The sequence below is a fragment of the Enterobacter sp. BIDMC 27 genome, assembly GCF_000534415.1.
Classification (GTDB): Bacteria; Pseudomonadota; Gammaproteobacteria; order Enterobacterales; family Enterobacteriaceae; genus Enterobacter; species Enterobacter hormaechei_C.
In genome coordinates, this window is the sequence record NZ_KI973178.1 from 2,775,776 (window position 1) to 2,801,315 (window position 25,540).

General features: G+C 56.5%; 21 protein-coding genes and 1 other RNA gene. 10 read left to right on the top strand and 12 right to left on the bottom strand.

Annotation, left to right across the window (positions count from 1 at the left end; genetic code table 11):
- Positions 1 to 46 precede the first annotated feature (46 nt).
- Together L463_RS09550 and selO are read left to right on the top strand one after the other, a co-directional pair.
- Positions 47 to 760, top strand: coding sequence for an EAL domain-containing protein (locus tag L463_RS09550; protein WP_032104825.1), 714 nt, complete (start codon positions 47 to 49; stop codon positions 758 to 760).
- Between the two features lie 61 nt (positions 761 to 821).
- Complete coding sequence (gene selO / locus L463_RS09545; RefSeq protein ID WP_032104824.1) at positions 822 to 2,264, top strand: protein adenylyltransferase SelO; 1,443 nt, start codon at positions 822 to 824, stop codon at positions 2,262 to 2,264.
- On the opposite strand, the gene L463_RS09540 is transcribed toward selO, so the two are convergent.
- The 8 genes from L463_RS09540 to ppsR all read right to left on the bottom strand — a co-directional run bounded on the left by L463_RS09540 (position 2,261) and on the right by ppsR (position 10,391).
- A complete protein-coding gene (locus L463_RS09540) occupies positions 2,261 to 3,040 on the bottom strand; it encodes a heme ABC transporter ATP-binding protein (protein WP_015570728.1) in 780 nt (259 codons plus the stop codon). The genes selO and L463_RS09540 overlap by 4 nt on opposite strands.
- Complete coding sequence (locus L463_RS09535; protein WP_032104822.1) at positions 3,033 to 4,025, bottom strand: FecCD family ABC transporter permease; 993 nt, start codon at positions 4,023 to 4,025, stop codon at positions 3,033 to 3,035. Before L463_RS09535 ends, L463_RS09540 begins: the two co-directional genes overlap by 8 nt.
- A complete protein-coding gene (locus L463_RS09530) occupies positions 4,025 to 4,843 on the bottom strand; it encodes a heme/hemin ABC transporter substrate-binding protein (protein ID WP_032104821.1) in 819 nt (272 codons plus the stop codon). The genes L463_RS09535 and L463_RS09530 overlap by 1 nt, the downstream gene beginning before the upstream one ends.
- A complete protein-coding gene (gene chuS, locus L463_RS09525; protein ID WP_023296351.1) occupies positions 4,840 to 5,868 on the bottom strand; it encodes a hematinate-forming heme oxygenase ChuS in 1,029 nt (342 codons plus the stop codon). The genes L463_RS09530 and chuS overlap by 4 nt, the downstream gene beginning before the upstream one ends.
- A 35-nt stretch (positions 5,869 to 5,903) precedes the next feature.
- Positions 5,904 to 7,886, bottom strand: coding sequence for a TonB-dependent hemoglobin/transferrin/lactoferrin family receptor (locus L463_RS09520; RefSeq protein ID WP_032673188.1), 1,983 nt, complete (start codon positions 7,884 to 7,886; stop codon positions 5,904 to 5,906).
- A 76-nt stretch (positions 7,887 to 7,962) separates the two neighbouring features.
- A complete protein-coding gene (hemP, locus tag L463_RS09515; protein WP_032103726.1) occupies positions 7,963 to 8,151 on the bottom strand; it encodes a hemin uptake protein HemP in 189 nt (62 codons plus the stop codon).
- A 209-nt stretch (positions 8,152 to 8,360) separates the two neighbouring features.
- Positions 8,361 to 9,407: a 3-deoxy-7-phosphoheptulonate synthase AroH gene (aroH, locus tag L463_RS09510; RefSeq protein ID WP_032103725.1), complete on the bottom strand. Its 1,047-nt coding sequence runs from the start codon at positions 9,405 to 9,407 to the stop codon at positions 8,361 to 8,363.
- A gap of 150 nt (positions 9,408 to 9,557) precedes the next feature.
- Complete coding sequence (gene ppsR / locus L463_RS09505; RefSeq protein WP_017384644.1) at positions 9,558 to 10,391, bottom strand: posphoenolpyruvate synthetase regulatory kinase/phosphorylase PpsR; 834 nt, start codon at positions 10,389 to 10,391, stop codon at positions 9,558 to 9,560.
- Between the two features lie 335 nt (positions 10,392 to 10,726).
- Here ppsR and ppsA point away from each other — a divergent pair, with 335 nt between their 5' ends.
- From ppsA to L463_RS09490, 3 genes are all read left to right on the top strand, one after another.
- Entirely contained in the window at positions 10,727 to 13,105 is a 2,379-nt protein-coding gene (gene ppsA / locus L463_RS09500; RefSeq protein WP_032103723.1) for a phosphoenolpyruvate synthase, read from the top strand.
- Positions 13,106 to 13,339: 234 nt separating this feature from the next.
- Complete coding sequence (locus tag L463_RS09495) at positions 13,340 to 14,740, top strand: MFS transporter (protein ID WP_032103722.1); 1,401 nt, start codon at positions 13,340 to 13,342, stop codon at positions 14,738 to 14,740.
- A 3-nt stretch (positions 14,741 to 14,743) separates the two neighbouring features.
- The gene (locus L463_RS09490; RefSeq protein WP_032103721.1) at positions 14,744 to 17,119 is read left to right on the top strand and encodes a glycoside hydrolase family 3 N-terminal domain-containing protein; all 2,376 of its coding nucleotides are present in this window, start codon (positions 14,744 to 14,746) and stop codon (positions 17,117 to 17,119) included.
- Positions 17,120 to 17,124: 5 nt separating this feature from the next.
- On the opposite strand, the gene rprA is transcribed toward L463_RS09490, so the two are convergent.
- Both rprA and ydiK read right to left on the bottom strand, forming a co-directional pair.
- Positions 17,125 to 17,232, bottom strand: an RNA gene (gene rprA, locus L463_RS23605) — antisense sRNA RprA.
- 208 nt (positions 17,233 to 17,440) lie between these two features.
- Positions 17,441 to 18,556, bottom strand: a complete 1,116-nt coding sequence (ydiK, locus tag L463_RS09485) for an AI-2E family transporter YdiK (protein WP_015570721.1) — start codon at positions 18,554 to 18,556, stop codon at positions 17,441 to 17,443.
- A gap of 199 nt (positions 18,557 to 18,755) precedes the next feature.
- Here ydiK and L463_RS09480 point away from each other — a divergent pair, with 199 nt between their 5' ends.
- From L463_RS09480 to L463_RS09470, 3 genes are all read left to right on the top strand, one after another.
- Complete coding sequence (locus L463_RS09480) at positions 18,756 to 21,812, top strand: D-2-hydroxyglutarate dehydrogenase YdiJ (protein WP_032103720.1); 3,057 nt, start codon at positions 18,756 to 18,758, stop codon at positions 21,810 to 21,812.
- Positions 21,809 to 22,219, top strand: coding sequence for a 1,4-dihydroxy-2-naphthoyl-CoA hydrolase (gene menI / locus L463_RS09475; protein WP_023296356.1), 411 nt, complete (start codon positions 21,809 to 21,811; stop codon positions 22,217 to 22,219). The genes L463_RS09480 and menI overlap by 4 nt, the downstream gene beginning before the upstream one ends.
- An 85-nt stretch (positions 22,220 to 22,304) precedes the next feature.
- Positions 22,305 to 22,499, top strand: coding sequence for a YdiH family protein (locus L463_RS09470; RefSeq protein ID WP_003857766.1), 195 nt, complete (start codon positions 22,305 to 22,307; stop codon positions 22,497 to 22,499).
- 46 nt (positions 22,500 to 22,545) lie between these two features.
- Here the strand turns inward: L463_RS09470 and L463_RS09465 are convergent, their stop codons facing one another.
- Together L463_RS09465 and L463_RS09460 are read right to left on the bottom strand one after the other, a co-directional pair.
- Positions 22,546 to 23,175 carry a helix-turn-helix domain-containing protein gene (locus tag L463_RS09465; RefSeq protein WP_017693577.1) on the bottom strand — a complete coding sequence of 210 codons (630 nt, stop codon included), beginning with the start codon at positions 23,173 to 23,175 and terminating at the stop codon, positions 22,546 to 22,548.
- A 77-nt stretch (positions 23,176 to 23,252) separates the two neighbouring features.
- Positions 23,253 to 23,912, bottom strand: coding sequence for a winged helix-turn-helix transcriptional regulator (locus L463_RS09460; RefSeq protein ID WP_015570718.1), 660 nt, complete (start codon positions 23,910 to 23,912; stop codon positions 23,253 to 23,255).
- A 354-nt stretch (positions 23,913 to 24,266) separates the two neighbouring features.
- Between L463_RS09460 and L463_RS09455 the strand changes: the two genes are divergently transcribed.
- Positions 24,267 to 24,797, top strand: coding sequence for a fimbrial protein (locus tag L463_RS09455; RefSeq protein ID WP_015570717.1), 531 nt, complete (start codon positions 24,267 to 24,269; stop codon positions 24,795 to 24,797).
- Positions 24,798 to 24,853: 56 nt separating this feature from the next.
- Entirely contained in the window at positions 24,854 to 25,531 is a 678-nt protein-coding gene (locus L463_RS09450) for a fimbrial biogenesis chaperone (RefSeq protein WP_032103719.1), read from the top strand.
- Positions 25,532 to 25,540: the final 9 nt, after the last annotated feature.

A 25,540-nucleotide genomic window follows, 5' to 3' on the forward strand; every position in this document is an offset into this window, starting at 1 on the left:
ATTGCTCCAGGATGTTCTCTCTCATCTTTAATGCAGGACAAGCGCGATGATTATTACGCTAGATAATGCTTACCAGTCTGAACTTTTACTCCTTCCGGCGCGTGATAGTGCAGGTTTGCTTAAAGGTTTAGAGATTTTGGTTAACTTTACTGGCGTGGGTGCGGACGTACGGATCCCGACTGAACTGGTTATCCCACATCTTTCTCAGGAAGATGAATTAGCGCTGTTTCAGGAGAAACTGCAATTACTCGATACCTGTAAGCTATTTTTTATTCAGCATCAGTTAATTGCATGGATCAATATTACACCTGCAATTGTTGAGTTTTTATTAACTAATGAGAACGCTGTTTCAATCCTCGAGCGTTATCCGTTTCTTGAGTTTACTGTTAATGAGAACTATCCAGGTTTAAATAACGGGAAAGACGATCCCTGTCTGGCAAGAATGGCGATCCATTTCCCCTTAGTACTGGCTAACTTTGGTGCAGGGGCATCTTCCCTTAAACCGGTTTATGATGGTCTGTTCAAACGGGTGATTCTGGATAAAAACTTTATCCAGCAGCGCGCGTCGGCACTCTCGTTTGAGCCTTTTATGCGCGCCATTCTCTGGCAGATCGCGCCGCATTGTCAGTCGGTCATGGTCTCGGGAATTGACGATCACGGCATCTTAGAACGCGTGCTGCCCTTCAATTTCGGTGCAATGCAGGGAAGCCTGTGGCCTGCCGTCCCGGCAGAGCGGGTCACGACTCTCGTTCAGCAATAACCCCTTTCTTCGCCCGTGTTTACGTCCAGGGAAACCCTCTACACTTAAAGCAGGAGGACTTATGACCCTGTCTTTTACTGCTCACTGGCACGATGAATTACCCGGCTTTTACACCGCGCTTAAGCCAACGCCATTACAGAACGCGCGTCTTATCTGGCATAACGATGCATTAGCGGATTCGCTTGGCATCCCTTCGACGCTTTTTCAGCCAGAAAAAGGCGCCGGCGTCTGGGGCGGCGAAACGCTGCTCCCGGGCATGAAGCCGCTGGCTCAGGTCTACAGCGGACATCAGTTTGGCGTCTGGGCGGGACAGCTCGGCGATGGCCGCGGCATCCTGCTGGGTGAACAGGTTCTGCCGAATGGCGAAACGCTCGACTGGCACCTGAAAGGGGCAGGGCTAACCCCGTACTCACGCATGGGGGATGGCCGCGCGGTGCTGCGTTCAACCATCCGTGAAGGTCTGGCTTCCGAGGCGATGCATGCCCTGGGGATCCCCACCTCACGCGCGCTGTCCATAGTCAACAGCGACACGCCGGTGGCCCGTGAAACGATGGAGCAGGGAGCGATGCTGATCCGCGTGGCGGAAAGCCATCTGCGTTTCGGTCATTTTGAACACTTCTACTATCGCCGCGAGCCGGATAAGGTCCGCCAGCTTGCCGATTACGCCCTTCGCCGTCACTGGCCGCACCTGCAAAACGAGCCGGACCGCTATGTTCTCTGGTTCCGTGATATTGTCGCGCGCACTGCCGCAATGATTGCCCGCTGGCAGGCCGTCGGCTTTGCCCACGGGGTGATGAATACCGACAACATGTCCCTGTTAGGGCTGACGTTTGACTACGGTCCGTACGGCTTCCTTGATGACTATCAGCCGGGTTACATCTGTAACCATTCGGACTATCAGGGGCGTTACCGTTTCGACAACCAGCCTGCGGTGGGGCTGTGGAACCTTCAGCGGCTTGCGCAAAGCCTGTCGCCGTTTATCGACGTCGATGCCCTGAACGATGCGCTGGACAGCTATCAGGAGATCCTGCTGCGGGAATATGGTGTGTTAATGCGCAACAAGCTGGGGCTGATGACGCAGGAAAAAGGCGATAACGCGCTGTTGAATGGGCTGTTTGCCATCATGGTGCGTGAAGGCAGCGACTATACCCGAACCTTCCGTATGCTGAGCCAGACCGCGCAGCAGAGCGCCGCGTCACCGCTGCGCGACGAGTTCATCGATCGTCAGGCGTTTGATGACTGGTTTGCCGTTTACCGGACGCGTTTACAGCAGGAACAAATTGATGACGATACCCGCCAGACGCGGATGAAGGCGGTTAACCCGGCGATGGTGTTGCGCAACTGGCTGGCGCAGCGGGCCATTGAGCAGGCAGAGCAGGGGGATTATACCGAGCTGCATCGGCTGCATATCGCCCTGCGCACGCCGTTTGCCGATCGGGACGATGACTATGTCAGCCGCCCGCCGGACTGGGGCAAGCGGCTGGAAGTGAGCTGCTCAAGCTAAGGGGCGAGAAAAACCTGCGGTGCGGCGTGCGCCGGATGTCTGCCGACGTGCACCTGCGCACCGTACCAGTGTGCCAGCGCGTCGGCCTGCAAAACCGTCTCCGGTATGCCCTGAGAAACAATCCTGCCGTTGTGTAACAGCAGGATCCGGTCCGACCATAATGCGGCAAGATTGAGATCGTGCAGCACCACGCAGGCGTGAAGATGGCCCTGACGGGTCAGCGATTTCAACAGGCGCAGCAGATGCTGCTGGTGGTAGAGATCCAGCGCTGAAGTGGGTTCGTCGAGAAACAGCCAGCCGCGCGGCGTTCCGTCACGCCACAGCTGCGCCAGCGCGCGGGCGAGCTGGACGCGCTGCTGCTCGCCGCCGGAGAGGGCATGATAACGCCTGCCGGCCAGCGGCAGGCAACCGGTCAGCTGCAACACCTCACGCACAATCGACGGTTCCGGGTGACGCGTCCAGGGCGCACGCCCCATTCCAACGATCTCCTCCACCTGCCAGTCAAATCCAGGCTGAGACTGCTGGCGCATCACTGCCCGATAGCGGGACAGCGTCTGCGGATGCCATTCATCCAGCGCTTTTCCCGCCAGCGAACAGCCGCCGCTGTCGGGTTTCAGGTAGCCGGTCAGCAGCCGCAGCAGCGTGGATTTCCCCGCGCCGTTGGGGCCGATCAATGTAACCAGCTCTCCCTGCGACAGTGACAGCGAAACGTTATCTGTCAGCGTGCGGCCAGACCGGGTAAAAGTAAGATTTTCAGCCGTATAACGTTCAGCCATGCTGTTCTCCACGACGAAAAATGAGCCATAAGAACCAGGGAGCGCCAAGGATACTGGTGAGCAGGCCGACCGGCATTTCTGCCGGAGCGACCAGGGTGCGCGCGACCGTATCCGCCACCAGCAGCAGTAATGCGCCCGCGAGTACCGTGCCGGGGAGGGTTGCCCGGTGATCGGCGCCCAGCCACATGCGCATCAGGTGCGGCACCACGAGTCCGACAAAGCCAATCACGCCGCTGACGGCGACAGCCGCAGCGACCAGCAGGGCGCTGCATAACAGTAATATTCGCTGTACAAGGGCAACGTCCACGCCAAGGTAATGCGCTTCCTCCTCACCCAGTTGCAGTAAATTTAATGCGCTGGCACAACGCCAGATCGCCAGAACGGCAGGCACCATCAGCGAGGTCACGGCGAGCAGCGTTGACCACTGTGCCTGACCAAGACTTCCCATTCCCCAGAGTGAAAGCTGACGCAGCTGGGCGTCATTGCTGACCCACGAAAGCACACCCACTGCCGCACCGCATAGGGCATTGATGGCGATACCCACCAGCAACAGACGTGACAGAGAGGGGTCACGCTGCTTGCTGAGCAGGAAGATCACGCCAGTGGCTGCCAGCGCCCCAAAAAATGCCGCCAGCATAGGGGCGTAAAGCATCACCAGCGCGGGCAGCGAGAGCGGGAGCACCACCCACAGGGCGACGGCCAGCGCCGCACCGCTGCTGATCCCGAGCAGGCCCGGGTCGGCCAGTGGATTGCGGAACAGCCCCTGCATGACGCAGCCGGCGAGCGCCAGCGATCCGCCAATCACCAGCGCCAGCAGTACGCGGGGCAGACGGATGGTAAGCCAGATCTGGCGTAGCGTCTCATCGCTGCCGCTCCACAGCACGTTCACCGGCAGGCGTAACGCCCCAAAACCGGTGGCCATGAACGTCATGACGGTAAGCAACCCCGCCAGAAGCCATAACGATAACGTGATGCGCCGGGACATCAGGGCAGTTGCTCCGCTCTGGCACGCAGCTGTTGTATGGCTTTCGGCGTGCGGACGCTGAAGCCCAGCAGGGCCATATCATCAATAGCCAGCATCTGCTTGCTTCGTCCCGCTGGCGTTTGCGCCAGACCGGGCAGTTTCCACAGATTTTCTTCGCCGCCCAGCGCGTTAAGACCGTCCTGCGAAATCACCACCAGATCCGGCTGGCTGGCCATCACCCCCTCCTGGGAAAGCGGCTGATAGCGGGTAAAGCCCTGCATGGCGTTCTGCAACCCGGCGGCGCGTATTGCCGCATCCGCGCCGGTCTGTTGCCCGGCCGCCATTGCGGTCATTCCGCCGTGGCTGAGGATAAACAGCACCCGCTTGTTGAGCGGTGTTGAGGGCAGTGCCGCCAGCGCCTGACGCAGCGAGTTGCGCAGGGTTTCCCCTTGCGCCTCATGATGCGTCGCCTGAGCTATCACCCGTACTTTTTCGTCAATCGCGCGCAGGTCAGGCGTGCCGGGAACGGTAACCACCCGGACGTGGCTCTGTTCAACCTGTTTCAGCGCCAGAGAGGGCTGCGCCTGGTCGCTTGCCAGCACCAGCGTCGGGCGTACGGATAAAATCCCCTCCGCATTCAGCTGGCGAAGATACCCCACGTCAGGCAGCGCGTTTGTCGCCTGCGGCCACTGGCTGGTACTGTCGCGCGCAACCAGAGAAGACTCCGCGCCGAGGGCGTAGACGATCTCCGTCACGTCGCCGCCGAGGGCGACAATTCTCTCCGGCGCGGCGACGGCGACCAGCGGCAGGGCGCAGAGCAGGGCGAACCAGTTTTTCATGCGGCCAGCCCTTCTGGCGTCAGGGCGTCAATCTGGCGGCGCCACTGGCTCTGCTCAGGCTCGCCTTCGGTACGCTGCCCGTAGAGCTGGGCGATCTGAGTGCCGTCCGCAGCAAACAGCTCCAGGCTGGTAACGTGTCCGTCCGCCGTAGGCTTACGCGTTACCCACGTCTCGGCGATAGTCTCCTCCAGCAGATGCAGGGTAAAGGTTGGGTTGAAGATGTTCAGCCAGCCCTTCATGGGCGTCAGTTTTTCCACCACACCGGTGAAGATCTGCACGCAGCCGCGGTTGCCGACGAAGATCATGATTTCGTTTCCGTCCTGTCGCGCCGTCTCCAGCAGCTGTGCCAGCGCGCTGTTATCCACCTTACAGGCCAGATCGTCACTCACCAGACGAAACGCCTGCTGGCGGCTCAGGTTATGGCGCTTCAGTAAGCTAAAGAACTGATGCACATCGGTCATGGCGCGCCACTCTTTCTCCACCGAGCCTGCATCAGCACCGTCGGAATGCGCAGGGGCATCGACAGCCTTCAGTGCCAGAGTGGGGTTATCGGCAATGATAAAACGGGTCAGCACGTCGCCCCAGGCGGCAACGTCGGTGTGATCCGTGGTGTAGACCTTCAGTAAAGCGTCGCCCTGATGATCGAAGAACTGAATGCTCTGACGTTCGCCGCGGGAGGTCGTTTCACTTATGTGAAACGCGCTCGCCCACTGGTTGAGGAACAAACGCAGATCCAGCGCGCGCGGATTCAGCACCAGTCCGGCGTGGCCGCCGAGGTGCTGGTTAGTAAACGCCCCGACCTGTTCGTGAACGGCGTATTCGTTACGGCAGATGCATTTGGTTTCCCCCACCGACTCCAGCGCTGCCAGAATCTCACGGATTTCACCGCGCAGCCGCCAGGCGTCGTGTCCAACGCGCGCAAATGCCAGCTCTGCTTCGCTGATGTGCATTAATCCGGCGATATCACGGGCGTACTTACCCGGATGTTCTTCTTTAAGCTCAAGCCAGCGTGTGTAGTGACCCATAATCTTATCCTTCTGAATCGTTGCCCCGAAGGGAATTACCATTGATAACTGACGAAGATCTTGCCGTTGCGGCCATCCTGCGGGATGCCTTGTGGTGACCAGTAGGCTTTGTCGAAGGCGTTCCCCAGCACGAGGGTGGTGGTGATGCCTTTGAACTGCTGCTGGCCTTTATAGCTGACGAAGAAATCATTCACTGCGTAGCCAGGCTGCTCGCTGTAGCTGCTGCTGATGTGCGTTGAACGTTCGACGAAGGTGCCGATCCAGCCCACGGAGAAGCCGCTTTGCGCCACGGGGATATCCAGCTTGCTGGTGACGGTGTCCGGGTTGATGCTGGAGATGTATTCGCCCGTGTCGGTATCTTTCCCGCGTGTGCGGTTGTAGACCACGTCCAGGTTGAACAGACTGGTCGCGTAAGTCGCCATCATGTCCCAGCCCCAGATTTTAGCATTTGGTACGTTATAGGACATGGTGGTGGCCGCCGCAAAATCGACGGTAGTGGAGATGTAATCTTTCGCTTTGGTGTCGAAGTAGCTGGCTTTGAACTCCAGCGCGTCGTTGGTGAGCAGCAGATCGTCAAAACGTAGCCCAAAACCGAACTCCTGGGTTTCGTTAGTTTCCGGACGCAGGTTCGGGTTCGGCACCCAGTAGTTGGTGTAGAAGCTGCCGATAGAGAAGTGCTTCGAGTCGTTATACATCTCGCCCATCGTTGGCGCGCGGAAGGCCTGGGCGTAAGAGCCGAACAGCATCAGCCAGTCGGCTGGACTCACGGTTAACCCGGCGCGTGATGACCACTTATCCGCATCCACGTCGTCGTAACCGTCGCTGCTGCCGCGGTAGTTGTCGTAACGCGTCCCGCCGAGAAGCGTTACCGGCAGGTCGCGCAGAGTGATCTCATCCTGCAACCAGCCGGAGCTGAAGTCGATTTTCGCGTCCGGGAAGCCGGTGGTCGCGCCGCCAGGGTGTTGCTCCTGACGATAGTATTCCCCGCCGTAGGTCAGCAGGTGCGAGGCGAAGGAGTCGCTGAACAGGCGGGTGCGGTTTTCCACTTTGCCGCCTTTGGTAGTCTGCTTACGGAACTCGCCGCTGGCGTCGATGTTCTGGGCGTTGATCCGCGCTTCGGACCAGTAAATTTTCGCATCGGCGTTCAGCCAGTCGTTTCCGGCTGGCGCAATGCTGTAGCCAAGCTGGGCATCGCGCTGAATGGTGGAACGATCGGTCATCGGGTTACTGCTGCTGGCATCCGTGGTCTGCGGATTTTTCGGCTCCTGCGCGTCGTTGTTGTAGTAGCGCAGGGAGCCACTCAGCGTCTGCGCCGGATCGATTTTCCAGCTGCCTTTCGCCAGCATATTGTTGATGGATTCGTCGTTTGGCGCCCTCGCGCCGTCACTCTGGCGAATGTCGCCGCGATCGCGGCTGGACCAGGAGACCAGACCGTCCAGGGTATCGGTGCGGCCATAGGCGCTGGCACCCATCCCGATGCTGTGATCGCCCGTTGCACCGGTAGCAAATACGCGATAGCCGCTGTTTTTACCTGCATCCAGCAGATCGCTGGCGTCGACGGTGTCATACGAAATTACGCCGCCCAGCGCGCCGCTGCCGTACAGCAAGGCGGAAGGACCACGTACTACTTCAATACGTTTGATCAGCGCCGGATCGAGGAACGTGCTGTTCAGGTGTCCGGTATCAGTGCCCTGGCGCACGCCATCCACCAGTATCAGCACGCCACGGCGGTCATAGCCCCGGAGGTTAACGTCCTGACCGTTGGTGCGCCCGGTGCCGTCCAGCATCAGACCGGGCACCTTGCGCAGCAGGTCGGCGGCGGAGCTGGCGGTCTGGTTTTCCGGCGCGGTGGCGTCAATCACGCTCACCATCATGGGGGCTTCAAAGGCGCTGCGGGCATTGCCGGTGGCGGTGACGGTGATCTCGTCTGCGGCGGCAAACGTAACGCCCGGCAGGGTGCTGACAATCGCCAGCGCCAGAAGAGACGGGCGTAAAGACGCGGATTGCAGGTGTGGCATAGCAACTCTCCATAAGAATTGAAAAGCGCTGGCTGCCTGGGGATCACCTGGGTGGCTGGCGAATGTGTTGTCTGGTTTATTTAGTCAGGATCAGTTTTCCGGCATTGGTCTGGCGCAGCAGGTAGTGCTGGCCGTCATGCTCGATAATGACCCGTCCCTCCTCACCCAACAGGCTTTTGCTGTCGATTCGGCGATCGGTGGGAGCAGGGGACTGTGCTGTGTGTGTTTTTGTTGGCGTTGCCGCGCTGTTATCGGTCGGTGACATAATGTTTATAAATAACAATCAATGTAACAATGATAATCATTATCAATAAACTGCAAATTCACGGCAAGCGTTTTTGTGAAAATTGTGTGACGGGATCAAATTTGGGGGAGAGGTGCGGTCTGATGCCCTCACCCCGACCCTCTCCCACGGGGAGAGGGAGAAGGGCACGTACCGTAGGCCGGGTAAGCGTAGCGTCACCCGGCAGGATTTTAAAAGCGTGTGTCCACGGCTGAAGCCAGCATCTCCAGCAGCAGCTCGCTGTCTTCCCAGCTCAGGCACGGGTCGGTGATTGACTGGCCGTAGACCATTTGCTGTCCGGCGACGATTTTCTGCGTGCCTTCTTTGATAAAACTCTCCGCCATAATTCCTGCAATGGCGGTCGAGCCGCTGCGGATCTGCTGGCAAACTTCCTCGCAGACGTCCAGCTGGCGGCGGTGCTGTTTCTGACAGTTGCCGTGGCTGAAATCCACCACCAGATGCTCCGGCAGGTCAAATTCCGCCAGCGTTTCGCAGGCGGCGGCAATATCTTCTGCATGGTAATTCGGTTTTTTACCGCCACGCATAATGATATGTCCGAACGGGTTGCCGCTGGTCTGGTAGATGGTCATCTGGCCGTTTTTATCCGGGGAGAGGAACATATGGCTGGCGCGTGACGCGCGGATGGCATCTACGGCAATTCGGGTATTGCCGTCCGTTCCGTTTTTGAAGCCCACCGGGCAGGAAAGCGCCGACGCCATTTCACGGTGGATCTGGCTTTCGGTGGTACGTGCGCCAATCGCGCCCCAGCTAATGAGGTCGGCAATAAACTGTCCGGTCACCATATCCAGAAATTCGGTGGCAGTCGGCACGCCCAGCTCGTTAACCTGTAACAGCAGCTTGCGCGCCAGCGTAATACCGTGATTCACCCGGTAGCTACCGTTCAGATCGGGATCGGAAATCAATCCTTTCCAGCCCACGACGGTACGGGGCTTTTCAAAGTAGGTACGCATCACGATCTCCAGGCGATCCTGATACCTGCCGCGCAGCGTCTGAAGGCGTTGTGCATAATCCATTGCCGCGTCCAGATCGTGAATGGAGCAGGGGCCAATCACCACCAGAAGACGTTTGTCTTCACCATTGAGAATTTTTTCGATGCGGCGACGGGAGGCCGTCACATGGTCCGCCACCTCGGCGGAAACGGGATGCAGCCGGGCCAGTTCAGCCGGTGTGACCAGGCTATCAATGCGCGCGGTGCGCAGTTCGTCGGTTTTGTTCATGGAATGTCTCAGAAATTTTTAGCTTCATCGGCAGACTACCGGGAAGTGATGGGCATCACCTTAAACCAATCCCTGCTGATTTCAAGTTCGGGGCACGTCGCCCCGAGGATGGCGTAATAATAACTGAAACTGGATTAATGTACTAGCGTATTAGTACATGCGGCGATTCAGCCCCATGATATCGAGGATCTTGGTGGCAATTTCTTCTACTGAATAGTTGGTACTGTTCAGCCAGGGAATTTGATTTTTCCGGTACAGCGCTTCGACTTCGGAGACTTCCATTCGGCACTGGCGCATCGAGGCGTAGCGGCTGTTCTCGCGACGTTCTTCGCGGATCGCTGCCAGTCGTTCCGGGTTGATGGTCAGCCCAAACAGCTTATGCTGGAGCGGCTTGAGCGCGGCGGGCAGCACCAGGTTATCCATATCATCGGCAATAAAGGGGTAGTTGGCGGCGCGAATGCCAAACTGCATGGCCAGGTAAAGGCTGGTGGGGGTTTTACCGCAGCGCGACACGCCGAGCAAAATCACCTGCGCCTGGTCGAGATTGCGCAGGGAGATCCCGTCGTCGTGCGCCAGGGTGTAGTCAATGGCGGCAATACGCGCATCGTATTTGGTCAGGTTGCCGGGGTTCAGACCGTGGGTACGGTGGGCGATCGGCGTCGGGTCGAGCTTCAGCTCGCTTTGCAAGGGAGCAACCAGCGCCTGCACGATGTCCTGACAGAAGCCCTCGCTTTGCAAAATGATGTTGCGGATCTCAGGGATCACAATGGAATAGAACACCAGCGGACGAACGCCGGTCTGCTGGTAAATGGCGTCGATCTGGTCCTTGACCGCTTTGGCCCGGCTCTCATTTTCCACGAACGGCAACGTGATGCTGTTTATCGATACCGGAAACTGCGACATCACCGCGTGTCCCAGCACCTCGGCGGTAATCGCCGTCCCATCAGAAATATAAAAAACGTGGCGATCGACAGCATTATCCATTTTATCCACCCTGAATAGCGTACGTAATTGCCTGAAAGCATAAATTAAAAAAGTTAATTTCACAGCAAAGAACTTATCTGAATTTAAAATGAAATGGTGTTTTTGATTTTCCTGAAAAGTGGATTTCATTTTTCGAATAGCGGCTTTATTTCTATGGTTTTTGCCGGAATCTATAGGAATCATCGGGTTAGCGAGTGCCGGGAAACTGTCCGAAAAGTTGAAAATTTAAATTGCTTACACGATTCACCGTTTTTTTAGCGGAAATAAATATGCCAGTATAAATACGTAGTCAGGTGTTTCTTACTCCGATCAAATATCACAAAAGGATTGTTTCGATGTCCAACAATGGCTCGTCACCGCTGGTGCTTTGGTATAACCAACTCGGCATGAATGATGTAGACAGAGTTGGGGGCAAAAATGCCTCCCTGGGTGAAATGATTACAAATCTGTCCGGTATGGGTGTCTCCGTACCTAACGGGTTTGCCACAACCGCCGATGCGTTTAACCTGTTTTTAGACCAGAGCGGTGTAAACCAGCGCATTTACGACCTGCTGGATAAAACGGATATTGATGATGTCACCGAGCTTGCCAAAGCCGGCGCGCAAATCCGCCAGTGGATTATCGACACACCTTTCCAGCCGGAACTGGAAAAAGCCATCCACGACGCCTACAACCAGCTCTCCGCTGACGATGCGCAGGCCTCCTTTGCCGTGCGCTCTTCCGCCACCGCGGAAGATATGCCGGATGCCTCTTTCGCCGGGCAGCAGGAAACCTTCCTCAACGTCCAGGGTTACGAGGCGGTGCTGGTGGCGGTGAAGCATGTGTTTGCTTCCCTGTTCAACGACCGCGCCATCTCCTATCGCGTCCATCAGGGCTATGACCACCGCGGCGTGGCGCTCTCCGCAGGCGTACAGCGCATGGTGCGTTCCGACGTAGGCTCTTCCGGCGTGATGTTCTCTATCGACACTGAATCCGGCTTTGACCAGGTGGTGTTTATCACCTCCGCATGGGGTCTGGGCGAGATGGTGGTGCAGGGGGCGGTGAACCCTGACGAATTCTACGTGCACAAGCCTACGCTGGCGGCTAACCGTCCGGCAGTGGTACGCCGCACCATGGGCTCGAAAAAAATCCGCATGATCTATGCTCCGACGCAAGAGCATGGCAAGCAGGTCACCATTGAAGATGTGCCGCAGGAGCAGCGGGATCGCTTCTCACTGACCGACGCCGAAGTGGAAGAGCTGGCGAAGCAGGCGGTGCAGATTGAAAAACACTATGGCCGTCCAATGGACATCGAGTGGGCGAAAGACGGACACACCGGCAAGCTGTTTATCGTGCAGGCGCGTCCGGAAACCGTCCGTTCACGTGGTCAGGTCATGGAGCGCTACACCCTGCACGCGCAGGGCAAAATTGTCGCGGAAGGCCGCGCAATTGGTCACCGCATCGGTGCCGGTCCGGTGAAAGTGATCCACGACATCAGCGAGATGAACCGCATCCAGCCGGGCGACGTGCTGGTAACCGACATGACCGACCCGGACTGGGAACCGATCATGAAAAAAGCGGCTGCCATCGTCACCAACCGCGGCGGCCGTACCTGTCACGCGGCTATTATCGCCCGTGAGCTGGGGATCCCGGCGGTAGTCGGCTGCGGTGACGCGACCGAACGCATGAAGGACGACCAGAAGGTGACGGTCTCCTGCGCTGAAGGCGATACCGGTTACGTGTATGCCGATATCCTCGACTTCAGCGTGAAAAGCTCCAGCGTGGATACCATGCCGGACCTGCCGCTGAAGATCATGATGAACGTCGGCAACCCGGACCGCGCGTTTGACTTCGCCTGTCTGCCGAACGAAGGCGTGGGCCTGGCGCGTCTGGAATTTATTATTAACCGTATGATCGGGGTGCACCCGCGTGCGCTGCTGGAGTTCGACGACCAGGACGCAAAACTGCAAAACGAAATCCGCGAGATGATGAAGGGTTACGACTCGCCGAGAGAGTTCTATGTGGGTCGTCTGACGGAAGGGATCGCCACGCTCGGCGCGGCCTTCTACCCGAAACGCGTGATCGTGCGTCTGTCGGACTTTAAGTCCAACGAATACGCCAACCTGGTGGGCGGTGAACGCTACGAGCCAGAAGAAGAGAACCCGATGCTGGGCTTCCGCGGCGCCGGACGCTACGTGTCGGAAAGCTTCCGCGACTGCTTCGCGCTGGAGTGCGAGGCGGTAAAACGCGTGCGCAATGACATGGGGCTGACCAACGTGGAAATCATGATCCCGTTCGTCCGTACCGTGGATCAGGCGAAAGCGGTGGTGGATGAGCTGGCGCGTCAGGGGCTGAAGCGCGGCGAGAACGGGCTGAAGATCATCATGATGTGTGAAATTCCGTCCAACGCCCTGCTGGCCGAGCAGTTCCTTGAGCACTTCGACGGCTTCTCCATTGGCTCGAATGACATGACGCAGCTGGCGCTCGGCCTAGACCGCGACTCCGGCGTCGTCTCTGAGCTGTTTGATGAGCGTAACGAGGCGGTGAAAGCGCTGCTCTCCATGGCCATCCGCGCGGCGAAGAAACAGGGTAAATATGTCGGGATTTGCGGGCAGGGGCCTTCTGACCATGAAGACTTTGCGGCCTGGCTGATGGACGAGGGGATTGATAGCCTCTCCCTGAACCCGGACACCGTGGTGCAGACCTGGCTGAGCCTGGCAGAGCTGAAAAAGTAAAACCTGCACAACCTGAAAAAGGCGAGGATATCTGTCCTCGCCTTTTTTATTTTCCTGCGAATATGCTCACCATCACAAATAAAGCAAAAAACCAAATATCATAATTTATCTGTTAATTTAGACAATTGTTAGCGGGCAGGGCGTTGCTAATACTTGAGCCTTACCGCGTACATCCGTCGGGATGATGCGCGACTGGTTGAAATACGTTTTAACCTGATAAAAAGGCAAATAACAATGACAATCTCCTCTGTATTACGTACCAAAGATAAAATAGGTTATGGCCTCGGCGATATGGCCAGCGCGCTGGTCTGGCAAACGGCAACGTTATTTCTCGCTTATTTCTATACGGACGTATTCGGTTTGCCTGCGGCCATTATGGGCACCATGTTTTTAGTGGTGCGCGTGGTCGATGCGTTTGTCGACCCGTGCATTGGCGCGCTGGTGGACCGCACTCAGACCCGCCACGGTCGTTTTCGTCCCTGGCTGCTCTGGTTTGCCATTCCGTTTGGCGTGAGCTGCCTGATTACCTTCTACGTACCGGATGCCGGGGCGATGGCAAAAATTGTCTATGCCTGCGTAACCTATGCCATCCTGAGTCTGATCTATTCCGCGATTAACGTCCCTTACTGTGCCATGCCTGGCGCGCTGACGCTCGACCCGCGCGAACGCCACTCGCTGCAATCCTGGCGCTTTGGCCTGTCGTTTATCGGCGGGTTGATTGTAACGGTCATCGCGCTGCCGCTGGTCTCATTATTAGGCCAGGGGAATGTGCAAAAAGGCTATTTCTATGCCATGAGCCTGATGGGGCTGCTGGGTATTGTTTTATTCTTCTGCTGCTTCTTTATGACCCGGGAGCGTTACTCGCCGCGCAATGACACCTCCGGCTCGATGCTGACGGATTTAAAACTGCTGGCCGCCAATAGCCAGTGGCGAATTGTTTTTCTGTTTAATATTTTACTGTTAACCGCCGTCGTGACGCGTGGCTCTGCGACCATGTATTACGTTAACTATGTTCTGTTACGTCCGGAACTGGTTTTTGCCTTTATTGTTTCCGGCATGGTGGCCTCCTTAAGCGGCGCATTATTATCTGAACGCCTGCTGGGCAAATTTGACCGGGTGCGTGCCTATCAGTGGACCATTATTTCTTTCGTTATTTTTGGCGCGCTGATTTTCTTCATTCCGCCTTCGCAGGTGTGGCTGATATTCGGTCTGAATATTGTATTTAGTTTTATTCAGAACCTGACCACGCCGCTGCAATGGACCATGTTCTCCGATGTGGTGGACTACGAAGAACACCGTAGCGGCCGCCGCCTGGACGGGCTGGTCTTTTCTACCGCCCTGTTTGCCATCAAGTTTGGGCTGGCGCTGGGTGGGGCGGTGGTCGGTTGGGTGCTTGGCATGGTGGATTACGCTCCCGGTCAGGCAAACCAGGCGCCTCACGTTCTTGCAACCATCAATGCCCTGTTCACCCTGATCCCCTGCGTGCTGTTCCTCTGCATGGTGGCGCTCCTTGCCATCTACAAACTTAACAGCCGGCTGGTGGACAGCATCGCCCGCGAGCTGGCCAGCAAACGCGATAGTCGAAACGATGCGGGGCAGCTCAGCCCGGCAACCCAATCCGCACTACAGGAGTAAACCATGACTGCGATCTACAAGGACGCGGGACGTTCCGTACACGAGCGTGTCGCTGATTTACTGGCGCGTATGACGCCGGAAGAGAAATTTGCCCAGATGCACGCGTACTGGCTGATCCTCGATGAACACGGCAACCACCGCGAGCGCAGCGATCTGAGCGATGAATTCGCCGGCGTGAGTGAACAGGCGTCCCTCAGCGAAAGGCTGAAGCTCGGCGTCGGGCAGATCACCCGCCCGCTCGGCACGCACATTGTAGATGCAAAAAACGGCGTGCGTGCCGCTAACCGCCTGCAACGCATGATGATGGAGGAGACCCGGCTCGGCATTCCGGCGCTGTTTCATGAAGAGTGTCTGGTAGGGCTGCTGTGCAAAGATGCAACGCTGTTCCCGTCGTCGCTGAACTACGGTTCTACCTGGGACCCGGCGCTGGTGCAGCGCGCGGCGGAGCAGATTGGCAAAGAGGCCCGATCCGTCGGGTGCCAGCAGGGGCTGGCCCCGGTGCTGGATGTCTCGCGCGATGTGCGCTGGGGACGGACGGAAGAGACCTTTGGGGAAGATCCGTGGCTGGTAGGGGTGATGGCGACGGCGTACGTGAAGGGGTTGCAGGGCGATAAGCGCGATCTGCTGGCGACCCTGAAACATTACGTCGGCCACTCCTTCAGCGAAGGGGCGCGCAATCATGCGCCGGTCCATCTCGGTTTCAGCGAGCTTAACGATACCTTCCTGCTGCCGTTTGAGATGGCGGTAAAGCTGGCCAACGCCGGTTCGGTGATGCCAGCCTATCACGACATTGATAATCAGCCAGGGCACAGCGACCATTTTCTGCTCACCACCGTGCTGCGTGAACAGTGGGGCTTCGACGGCATTATCGTGGCGGATTACGGCGGCGTCAGCCTGCTGCACCAGCACCACGGGATTTCTCACGATCCAGCACAATCGGCGGCGCTGGCGTTTAACGCCGGGCTGGACGTGGAATTGCCGAAGGATGACTGCGCGCGTCATCTGGCGGAAGCGGTAGAGCGTGGGCTCATCTCAATGGCGAAAGTGGATGAGATTGTGGCGCGCGTGCTAAGTGAAAAATTCCGTCTCGGGCTGTTTGAAAAACCGTACGCCGACGAAGACGGTATCGATTTGCAGAATGAGGCGACCCGGCAGGTGGCGCGCGAGGTGGCAACAAAATCGATCACGCTGCTGGAAAATAACGGCATTTTGCCCCTCGGCGGAAAACCCCGTGTAGCGGTAGTGGGGCCGACGGCGGACGATCCACTGGCGTTACTGAGCGGCTACAGCTTCCCGGTTCACCTGATTATCAGCGATATGGTTGAAGAGACCTCGCAGGTGACTACCCCGCGCGCGGCGCTGGAACAGTACCTTGGCGCATCACAGGTACGTTACGCCAAAGGGTGCCACATTATCGAAAAACGGATGGCGGGCGCACCGGTGTTCCCGGGCGACAGCGGCGGTAAGCCGATGCAGCAATCGCCGGTTTCACAACGCACGGATCTGATCCCCGACGCCGTGAGCGCGGCAAAAGAGAGTGACGTGGTGGTGGCCTGCGTGGGCGACCTCGCCGGACTATTCCAGAGCGGCACCGTGGGGGAAGGTTCGGATACCGATTCGCTGGATCTGCCGGGCGTGCAGCAACAGCTGCTGGAGGCGCTGGTGGCAACCGGTAAGCCGGTGATTGTCGTCATGACGGGTGGGCGTCCTTATAACCTTCAGGGGCTGGAAGAGAAGGTGGCCGCGCTGATGATGGCCTGGGCGCCGGGGCAGGAAGGGGGCTGGGCGATTGCTGATGTCTTAACCGGCCGCGCGGAGCCGCAGGGCAGGCTGGTAGTGAGCGTGCCGAAAAACGCCGGGGCGATGCCGTACTACTATAACCACAAGCTGAAAAGCGGCGGCACGCCGTTTGCGTTCCATTTCGGCGCACTTTACCCGTTCGGTTACGGTCTCGGCTGGACGCAGTTTCGCTGGGGCGCGGCCCGCCTGGCGGAAAGCCGCGTCCCGATCGACGGAGAGGTGGCGTTAAGCGTCGATATCACCAACACCGGCGAGCGCAGCGGCAGCGAAGTGGTACAGGTGTACGTACGCGATAAGGTCGCCACGCAGGTGCGTCCGCTTCAGGAGCTGAAAGCGTTCCAGCGCGTTACGCTTTCACCGGGAGAAACCGCCACGCTGACCTTTACCCTGCCGGTGGAGATGTTTAATTTCACCCGCCGGGACGGGAAGCGGATTGTCGAGCCAGGGGAATTTGAGCTACAGGTTGGCGCGTCCTCGGCGGATATACGCGAGGTGGTGAACGTGCTGGTAACCGGGGAGACGCGGGAGCTGGCGGGGGAATGGCGCATGCTCAGCCGCTGTGACATTACACGGGCGTAAAAAGGATAAAAAAAAGCCCATCGTGGGAGATGGGCAAAGACTACACACAGCAATTCGTTGTTTCACTCAGGGGATTTCCATGCTTATAAATCAAGGTGTTGATTTATAACCGTGTCTTAATAGTAGGCATGCCAGGATTTTGAGTCGATCGGATTCGTCTCAATAGTTAAAGGCAGGTAAAGATTTCTTGAAGAGAATGACGGTTTTAGGCAGAAAAAGGCGGGTCTGACCAGTGTGCAGAGAATAAATAGTTTAGCAACGTTTAAGTATTGCTGTGGAGAGTGTAGCCGGGTAAGCGTTAGCGCCACCCGGCCTACGTTCTTACTGCGCGTTCTTATCTTCCAGTTCTTCAAGTTCGCTTAAGATGACGTCAGGGTCGGTTCCCGGCGGCGGCACTTCATGCACCCAGGCGGAGAAGAGACGCCAGGTTACCGCAAGCAGCACCGGACCGATGAACAGGCCAATCATGCCGAAGGCAATTAACCCCCCTATCACCCCGGACAGGATCAGAATCAGCGGCAGGTCAGCGCCCATGCGGATGAGGAGGGGACGGATCACGTTATCCATGGTGCCCACCACGCAACTCCAGACCAGTAGCACCGTGCCCCAGGTCGTGTCCCCCGTCCAGTAAAGCCAGATAATGCAGGGAACCAGCACCAGCAGCGGACCGAGCTGAGCCAGACAGGTCATCAGCATGACGACGGTGAAAATGGTGGCATAAGGTACGCCGGAAATTGCCAGCCCGATTCCGCCAAGTACAGCCTGCACCAGCGCTGTGACCACCACGCCGAGCGCTACCGCGCGGACGGCCTGGGCTGCCAGCAGCACGGCCGCATCGCCGCGTTTACCTGCCAGTCGGGTGGCGAAATGACGTACCCCCAGCGCAACCTGCTCGCCGCGCCAGTACAGCAGGGCGCTGAAGACCAGCATCAACGTACAGTGCATCATGAAGCGACCAATGTGCGCAGCCTGCCCCACAAACCAGGTGGTGGTTGTGCCGATGTACGGACGCACTTTGGCCATCAGGGCGCTACCGCCCATCTCCAGCAGGCTGTGCCAGCCGCTGTACAGTTTTGCGCCCACAACAGGAATACTGTTCAGCCACGCGAGATCCGGCAGCGTCATATCACCGCTGGTGACCGCGCGAATAACCGGGCCGCTACTGTCAACCAGGCTGTTAACCAGCAGTGCAATGGGAATAATAAACAGCAGGAACAACAGCAGCGTCATCACCAGCACGGCCAGGCCGCGGCGACCAAACAGCAGTTTCTGCAAACGTAAGAGTAAAGGCCAGGTTGCGACGACGACGGTCGCGGCCCAGGCAAATCCGAGCACGAAAGGACGAACAATCCACAGACACGCAATAATCATAATGGCTAAGAACAGCACCGACAGCAGTATCTGCGCGACATCCCTGGGCTGACGAAGATTGACCATAAACGAAACTTTCCTTAAATGAACACCAGCAAGGCTGATGGGAATATAAACCGCATCTCTCTAATCATTAGTGATTTCAGCGATTTTTGACAGGCGGATTTTGCCCGTAATTCTACGAAGCACATAAGAAAAAAATGTGATAAAACTTTCCAGACACAACGCAAACGATTTCACACTATTCTCATTAGGGTCGACAGCAATGATCCCACAGATTTCTCAGGCACCGGGCGTCGTTCAGCTGGTGCTTAATTTTTTGCAGGCACTGGAGCAACAGGGTTTTACAGGTGACACCGCCACCGATTATGCCGACAGGCTGACGATGGCGACCGATAACAGTATTTACCAGCTTCTTCCCGATGCCGTCGTTTTCCCGCGCTCTACCGCCGATGTGGCGCTCATCGCCCGTCTGGCGTCGCAGGAGCGTTTCAGCACCCTGGTCTTTACCCCACGCGGCGGCGGGACGGGTACCAACGGGCAGGCGCTGAACCAGGGCATCATCATTGATATGTCCCGCTATATGAACCGCATCATTGAGATCAACCCTGAAGAGGGGTGGGTGCGAGTGGAAGCGGGGGTGATCAAAGATCAGCTGAATCAGTTTTTGAAACCTTACGGCTATTTTTTTGCGCCAGAGCTTTCCACCAGTAACCGCGCGACCATTGGCGGGATGATCAACACCGATGCCTCGGGGCAGGGCTCGCTGGTCTACGGCAAAACCTCCGATCACGTTATGGGTGTGCGGGCGGTGCTGCTGGGGGGCGATATCCTCGATACCCAACCGATGCCGATCGAGCTGGCCGAAACGCTGGCAAAAGAGAGCACCACCAGCGGACGGATTTATCGTACCGTGCTGGAGCGCTGCCGCGAAAATCGCGAACTGATCCTCAACAAATTCCCGAAGCTTAACCGCTTCCTGACGGGCTACGATCTGCGCCATGTCTTTAATGACGATCTGAGCCAGTTCGATCTTACCCGCGTACTGACCGGGTCAGAAGGGACGCTGGCCTTCATCACCGAAGCGCGTCTGGATATCACCCGGTTGCCAAAGGTGCGCCGTCTGGTGAATGTCAAATACAACTCCTTTGACTCCGCGCTGCGTAATGCACCGTTTATGGTGGAGGCGCGGGCGCTGTCGGTGGAAACCGTCGATTCAAAAGTTCTGAACCTGGCCCGGGAAGATATCGTCTGGCATTCGGTGAGCGAACTGATTACCGACGTGCCGGATAAAGAGATGCTCGGCCTGAACATCGTCGAGTTCGCCGGGGATGACGCAGAGCTGATTGAGAGCCAGGTAAGCACGCTCTGCCAGCGTCTGGACGAGCTGATTGCCCAGGGGGAAGGCGGCGTCATTGGCTGGCAGCTGTGTAACGATCTCTCCGGCATCGAGCGAATCTACGCGATGCGTAAAAAAGCGGTGGGGCTGCTCGGCAACGCGAAAGGGGCGGCGAAGCCTATTCCGTTTGCGGAAGATACCTGCGTGCCGCCGGAGCACCTTGCTGATTATATTGTGGAGTTTCGCGCGCTGCTCGACAGCCATGGTCTGAGCTATGGCATGTTCGGGCACGTGGACGCGGGTGTGCTGCACGTGCGCCCGGCGCTGGACATGTGCGACCCGCAGCAGGAGATCCTGATGAAGGAGATCTCCGACCAGGTCGTGGCCCTCACGGCCAAATACGGCGGCTTGTTATGGGGCGAGCACGGCAAAGGATTCCGCGCCGAGTACAGCCCGGCGTTTTTTGGCGAACAACTTTACGCCGAGCTGCGTAAGGTGAAAGCCGCTTTTGATCCCGATAACCGCCTCAACCCGGGAAAAATCTGCCCGCCGGAGGGCATCGATGCGCCGATGTTGCAGGTGGACGCCGTCAAGCGCGGCACCTATGACCGACAAATTCCGATTGCGGTACGCGCTTCCTGGCGCGGCGCGATGGAGTGCAACGGCAACGGGCTGTGCTTCAACTTCGATGTGAAAAGCCCGATGTGTCCGTCGATGAAAATCACCAGCAACCGCATTCATTCCCCGAAAGGGCGTGCCACGCTGGTGCGCGAATGGCTGCGCCTGCTGGCCGACCGCGGCGTTGACCCGCTCAAGCTGGAACAGGAGCTGCCGGAAAAACGCGCCAGCCTGCGCGGGCTTATCGAACGCACCCGCAACAGCTGGCATGCGAACAAAGGTGAATACGATTTCTCGCATGAGGTGAAAGAGGCGATGTCCGGCTGCCTGGCGTGCAAGGCGTGTTCAACCCAGTGCCCGATTAAAATTGACGTACCGGAATTCCGTTCCCGCTTCCTCCAGCTGTACCACACGCGTTATCTGCGCCCGATGCGCGATCATCTGGTGGCGACGGTGGAGAGTTACGCGCCGCTGATGGCCCGTGCGCCAAAAACCTTTAACTTCTTTATCAACCAGCCGCTGGTGCGCAAACTGTCAGAAAAACATATCGGCATGGTGGATCTGCCGCTGCTGTCGGTGCCATCGCTCCAGCGTCGGCTGGTGGGGCACCGCTCGGCGAACATGACCCTGGAACAACTGGAAGCATTAAGCCCTGAGCAGAAAGCGAAGGTGGTGCTGGTGGTGCAGGATCCGTTTACCAGCTATTACGATGCGCAGGTGGTGGCCGATTTTGTCCGACTGGCCGAGAAAATCGGCTACCAGCCGGTGGTGCTGCCGTTCTCGCCGAACGGCAAGGCGCAGCACATAAAAGGTTTCCTCACCCGCTTTGCGAAAACCGCGCAGAAAACTTCAGATTTTCTGAATCGCGTGGCGCAGCTCGGTATGCCGATGGTGGGCGTCGATCCTGCGCTGGTGCTCTGTTACCGGGATGAATATAAGCAGACGCTCGGCGATAAGCGCGGTGATTTTCAGGTCTTACTGGTGCACGAGTGGCTGCCTGCGGTGCTGACGCAAACGCCCACTCAGGAGGTGAGTGGAGAAGCCTGGTATCTGTTTGGGCACTGCACCGAAGTGACGGCGCTGCCGACGGCGCCTGCCCAGTGGGCTTCTATCTTTGCCCGGTTTGGCGCGAAGCTGGAAAGCGTTAACGTGGGCTGCTGCGGTATGGCCGGAACCTACGGCCATGAAGTCAAAAACCACGCTAATTCGCTCGGCATTTACGAGCTGTCGTGGCATCAGGCGATGCAGCGCCTGCCACGCAACCGCTGTCTGGCGACGGGCTACTCCTGCCGCAGCCAGGTGAAACGGGTGGAAGGTAACGGCGTCCGCCATCCATTGCAGGCTTTACTGGAGATTATCGGATGATCTGGAAACGTGCGGTCACGCTGGAGGCCTTAAATGCCATGGGCGCGGAGAACATGGTCGGTTTGCTGGATATCCAGTTCACGCGCATTGGCGACAACGAACTGGAAGCGACGATGCCGGTAGACAACCGTACTCATCAACCGTTTGGCCTGTTGCACGGCGGCGCGTCCGTCGTGCTGGCCGAAACGCTGGGGTCGGTGGCGGGCTACCTGTGTACGGAAGGAGAGCAGAAGGTGGTGGGTCTGGAGGTCAATGCCAACCACATCCGCTCCGTTCGCAGCGGGCGCGTGCGCGGCGTCTGCCGGGCGCTGCATGCCGGAAGCCGTCATCAGGTGTGGCAGATTGATATTCTGGACGAGCAGGATCGCCTGTGTTGTTCATCCAGGCTGACGACGGCCGTTGTGTAAAGTTTCCGGATGTCTTGTTTTTGGTCAAAAATTAGCCGCCTGATTGTGATATACTGGTCACGTTTTGAACATAAGCGAGGACATCATGGATACTGAAATAACCCCAACACAGCTGGCAATTGAATATTTACGTCGCGATAAAAGCAATCTCTCTCCCGCGCAGTACCTGAAAAAGCTGAAACAGCTTGAGCTGGAATTTACGGATTTGCTGGCGCTCTCTTCAAACGAACTGAAAGAAGAGATCTACTTTGCCTGGCGGTTGGGCGTTCACGTCCATTAAGCAGTGAAGAAAAGGCCGCAAGCGCGGCCTTTTTTGTGTCTGACATTCAGTATCTGGCAGGCAGTTTGTTAATTTTAATCAGCCGGCCTTCTTCCATTTCGATGAACCCACCCGTTTTCAGATCAGCCAGGATCCGCATTACGCCACTGCGGGAAAGATGGGTTTTATCCCTGATATACCTTTCCGCCGTCACGCTGCGTCGGTAGCTGTCATCTTCCTGCATCAGCAGCACGAGCTGCTGGCGAATCATCTCGTACGCGGTTGGCGCGCCTTTCGGCATGACGTTGTGATAGAGGCGGTTATAGACAAACATCAGATGATTAGAAAGCAGCCCCCACAGCGCCTTCTCTTTGATAATTTCAGCCACCCGATCGGTCGTGAGCACACCAATCAGGCAAGGCGTTACCGTTCGGAGGTAGTCATTAAAATAAATGTCCGTCAGGTTAGCGAGGCCAAACAGGGCGGGACTGCGCGCCGTTGAAAGCATCATGTCGTCGCTTCTTCTGTATATGGCGACCGTGCCATCAAGAATTAAATAACACATGCTCTGCCCGTCAACCTGGAGATCAAGTTGCTCGCCGGGATCGGTTTTATGCGTGGCGCAGTGCGGCTGTAAATGAGAAATCAGTTCCTGAGCATAGGGAGAGCCGCGATGCGATGGTTTGTCAGAAGACATAGCGTTAACCTGGAAAGAGACTGTACTCTCTATAGTGTCGCTCTTCTTTTCCACCTTCTCCAGAGATAAATACAGCCTCAGTACTTACGGGGTAAGTGATGGATCTCAACTAGTACGCCACGCTCCATGGTGATGTATTTCCCCGTCCGCAACTCCGCGAGGATCCGCATAATGCCGCTGCGTGAAAGATAGGTGCGGCTTTTGATATAGGCTGCGGCAGTAATGTTTTGTCTTATGGCTTCCGGCTCCTGCATTAACTCAACCAGTTGAAAGCGGATAATGTCATAAGCCGACATTTGCGATATCTGGGCACAATGTTCGTAGACGCGCGATGCGGTATAGATCAGCAGGTTTGAGAAGTGCTCCCATAAATTCTGTTGTGCGACAACATGATTGAAACACGCCAGCGAAACGCTGGCCACCTCTGAAGTTTCCAGCGCTCTGACGTACAGGTGTTCAGACGATAACTGGCTGCTCACGCCGAGTATAAATGGCGCGGATTCAGAATTTAAGACGATACCGTCCCCGCGACGGTGTAACGCCACGCTGCCATGCAACAGTAAAAAGCATTGACGGGTATCGCCGGAGCAATAATGGATAATTTCTCCTCTGGCAATAATGCTTCTCTCCGCATGCGGCAAAACATTATCGATTATTTTTTCAATGTGCTTAAAAGGCTTAGCGCCGAGCACTGTTGACTTATCAATATCTGACTCAGGCGCGAAACGGGTATTCATGTGAAACCTCACTGACTGATGCGATCATTTTTTGATCGGCATAAAGAATTATCTTAAAAACCAGCAGATCAGGGAATGTTTGCGGCGAGTCTAATTATAGACTCGCTTTTTTTTGAGTCTTAATTAATTGAAATTGAAATCTTTTTTATTCAGGTCTAAAAGTAGACTTTGGCCATTATTCTTAAGGTGTTTCCGAGTGAATATGTTTTGTAATTGTTAAAAGAGGGTCTACAGCTAGACCTCAAAATTGATTGTATGCGGAAAAAGAGTTGTATAAATTTTGACTCGTCGGAAAGTCTTTTGTTTCTGCAACTGAATGTCGGTAATAAATAAAGTAATACGGGATATAAAATTATGAATACAAAATTGATGATGGCAATGTTAGCGGCAGGTTCTGTACTCACCATGACCAATGCATTCGCAGCGGCCGGTACCGTTAATTTTAACGGGAATATTCTGGATTCTGCCTGCGACGTTGATGTGGCATCCCAGAATCAGGTGGTGGTATTAGGCGATTATTATAAAACGGAATTCCCGACAACCGGGGCGAGAACGGCTGCGACGCAATTCAATATTATTTTGAAAAACTGTCCGGTAACGGTCACCAATGCAAAAGTCCGTTTTGACGGCACGCCGGATTTAACCAACGCCAGCCTGCTGGCGATTGATACGTCCGTGGCGGGGGCGGCCACCGGGGTGGCGATTAACCTGATGACGGCAGATAAAGCCGATCTGCCGCTGCACGGCAGCAACAGCTATATTTACCCGCTCAGCAGTACGGCTGATAATACACTGAACTTCTACGCGCAGTATATCTCCACCGCGGCATCCGTGACCGCGGGCCCGGCTAACTCGGTCGCAAACTTCTCAGTGGTATACAACTAAGTCATTGCAGTAATCAGCAGGGGGCCGCCCGGCCCCTTGTTTTATGAGGTATTAAAATGCATTTTATCACGACAATGGGCCTGGCTATGGCGCTGTTACCGCTGACGTTAACATCCGTCAGTGCAGGAGTAATTATTGGCGGCACCCGTATTATTTTTGATGGGACTAAAAAAGAGGCGTCAATAGGTATTACTAATCCTGATAATGTTCCTTATTTAATCCAGTCGTGGATAGATGTTCAGGATGAACAATCGGGTAAAGCGCCTTTTATTATTACGCCACCACTGTATCGGCTGGACGGCGGGCAAAAAAACCTTGAGCGTATTGTCATGACCGGCTCACTGCCTCAGGGGCAGGAGAGTTTATTCTGGCTGAACATTAAAGCTATTCCTTCAGCCTCAAAGCAGATGAACTCGCTGCAAATTGCCGTCAAAACGCGCATCAAATTAATTTATCGACCAGAGACTCTTCGTGCGTCTACCCCCGAGGAGCAAGCCAATAAATTAACCTGGCGTCGTGCGGGAAATACCCTTCAGGTTAATAACCCTACGCCGTACGTTATCAATTTCAATGAAATTACGTTGGGTAATAAGAAACTTGACGATGTCACGTACGTGATGCCTTCAGGCGCAGCCCGTTTTCCGTTACCGAACGGAACCAGTGGCAATACGCTGACGTTTAAAGTCATTAACGATTATGGCAGCCCTGGCGAATTACACCGGGCCAGTTTGTGATCCTTACGC

Bases quoted from the DNA above. Each gene is read 5' to 3' on its own strand.
- L463_RS09490 (WP_032103721.1), top strand. From the start codon at position 14,744: ATGACTGCGATCTACAAGGACGCGGGACGTTCCGTACACGAGCGTGTC.
- L463_RS09455 (WP_015570717.1), top strand. From the start codon at position 24,267: ATGAATACAAAATTGATGATGGCAATGTTAGCGGCAGGTTCTGTACTC.
- L463_RS09540 (WP_015570728.1), bottom strand. From the start codon at position 3,040: ATGGCTGAACGTTATACGGCTGAAAATCTTACTTTTACCCGGTCTGGC.
- L463_RS09530 (WP_032104821.1), bottom strand. From the start codon at position 4,843: ATGAAAAACTGGTTCGCCCTGCTCTGCGCCCTGCCGCTGGTCGCCGTC.
- L463_RS09520 (WP_032673188.1), bottom strand. From the start codon at position 7,886: ATGCCACACCTGCAATCCGCGTCTTTACGCCCGTCTCTTCTGGCGCTG.
- ppsA (WP_032103723.1), top strand. From the start codon at position 10,727: ATGTCCAACAATGGCTCGTCACCGCTGGTGCTTTGGTATAACCAACTC.
- L463_RS09460 (WP_015570718.1), bottom strand. From the start codon at position 23,912: ATGAATACCCGTTTCGCGCCTGAGTCAGATATTGATAAGTCAACAGTG.
- selO (WP_032104824.1), top strand. From the start codon at position 822: ATGACCCTGTCTTTTACTGCTCACTGGCACGATGAATTACCCGGCTTT.
- L463_RS09535 (WP_032104822.1), bottom strand. From the start codon at position 4,025: ATGTCCCGGCGCATCACGTTATCGTTATGGCTTCTGGCGGGGTTGCTT.
- menI (WP_023296356.1), top strand. From the start codon at position 21,809: ATGATCTGGAAACGTGCGGTCACGCTGGAGGCCTTAAATGCCATGGGC.
- L463_RS09550 (WP_032104825.1), top strand. From the start codon at position 47: ATGATTATTACGCTAGATAATGCTTACCAGTCTGAACTTTTACTCCTT.
- ydiK (WP_015570721.1), bottom strand. From the start codon at position 18,556: ATGGTCAATCTTCGTCAGCCCAGGGATGTCGCGCAGATACTGCTGTCG.
- L463_RS09480 (WP_032103720.1), top strand. From the start codon at position 18,756: ATGATCCCACAGATTTCTCAGGCACCGGGCGTCGTTCAGCTGGTGCTT.
- ppsR (WP_017384644.1), bottom strand. From the start codon at position 10,391: ATGGATAATGCTGTCGATCGCCACGTTTTTTATATTTCTGATGGGACG.
- L463_RS09470 (WP_003857766.1), top strand. From the start codon at position 22,305: ATGGATACTGAAATAACCCCAACACAGCTGGCAATTGAATATTTACGT.
- aroH (WP_032103725.1), bottom strand. From the start codon at position 9,407: ATGAACAAAACCGACGAACTGCGCACCGCGCGCATTGATAGCCTGGTC.
- hemP (WP_032103726.1), bottom strand. From the start codon at position 8,151: ATGTCACCGACCGATAACAGCGCGGCAACGCCAACAAAAACACACACA.
- L463_RS09495 (WP_032103722.1), top strand. From the start codon at position 13,340: ATGACAATCTCCTCTGTATTACGTACCAAAGATAAAATAGGTTATGGC.
- L463_RS09465 (WP_017693577.1), bottom strand. From the start codon at position 23,175: ATGTCTTCTGACAAACCATCGCATCGCGGCTCTCCCTATGCTCAGGAA.
- chuS (WP_023296351.1), bottom strand. From the start codon at position 5,868: ATGGGTCACTACACACGCTGGCTTGAGCTTAAAGAAGAACATCCGGGT.
- L463_RS09450 (WP_032103719.1), top strand. From the start codon at position 24,854: ATGCATTTTATCACGACAATGGGCCTGGCTATGGCGCTGTTACCGCTG.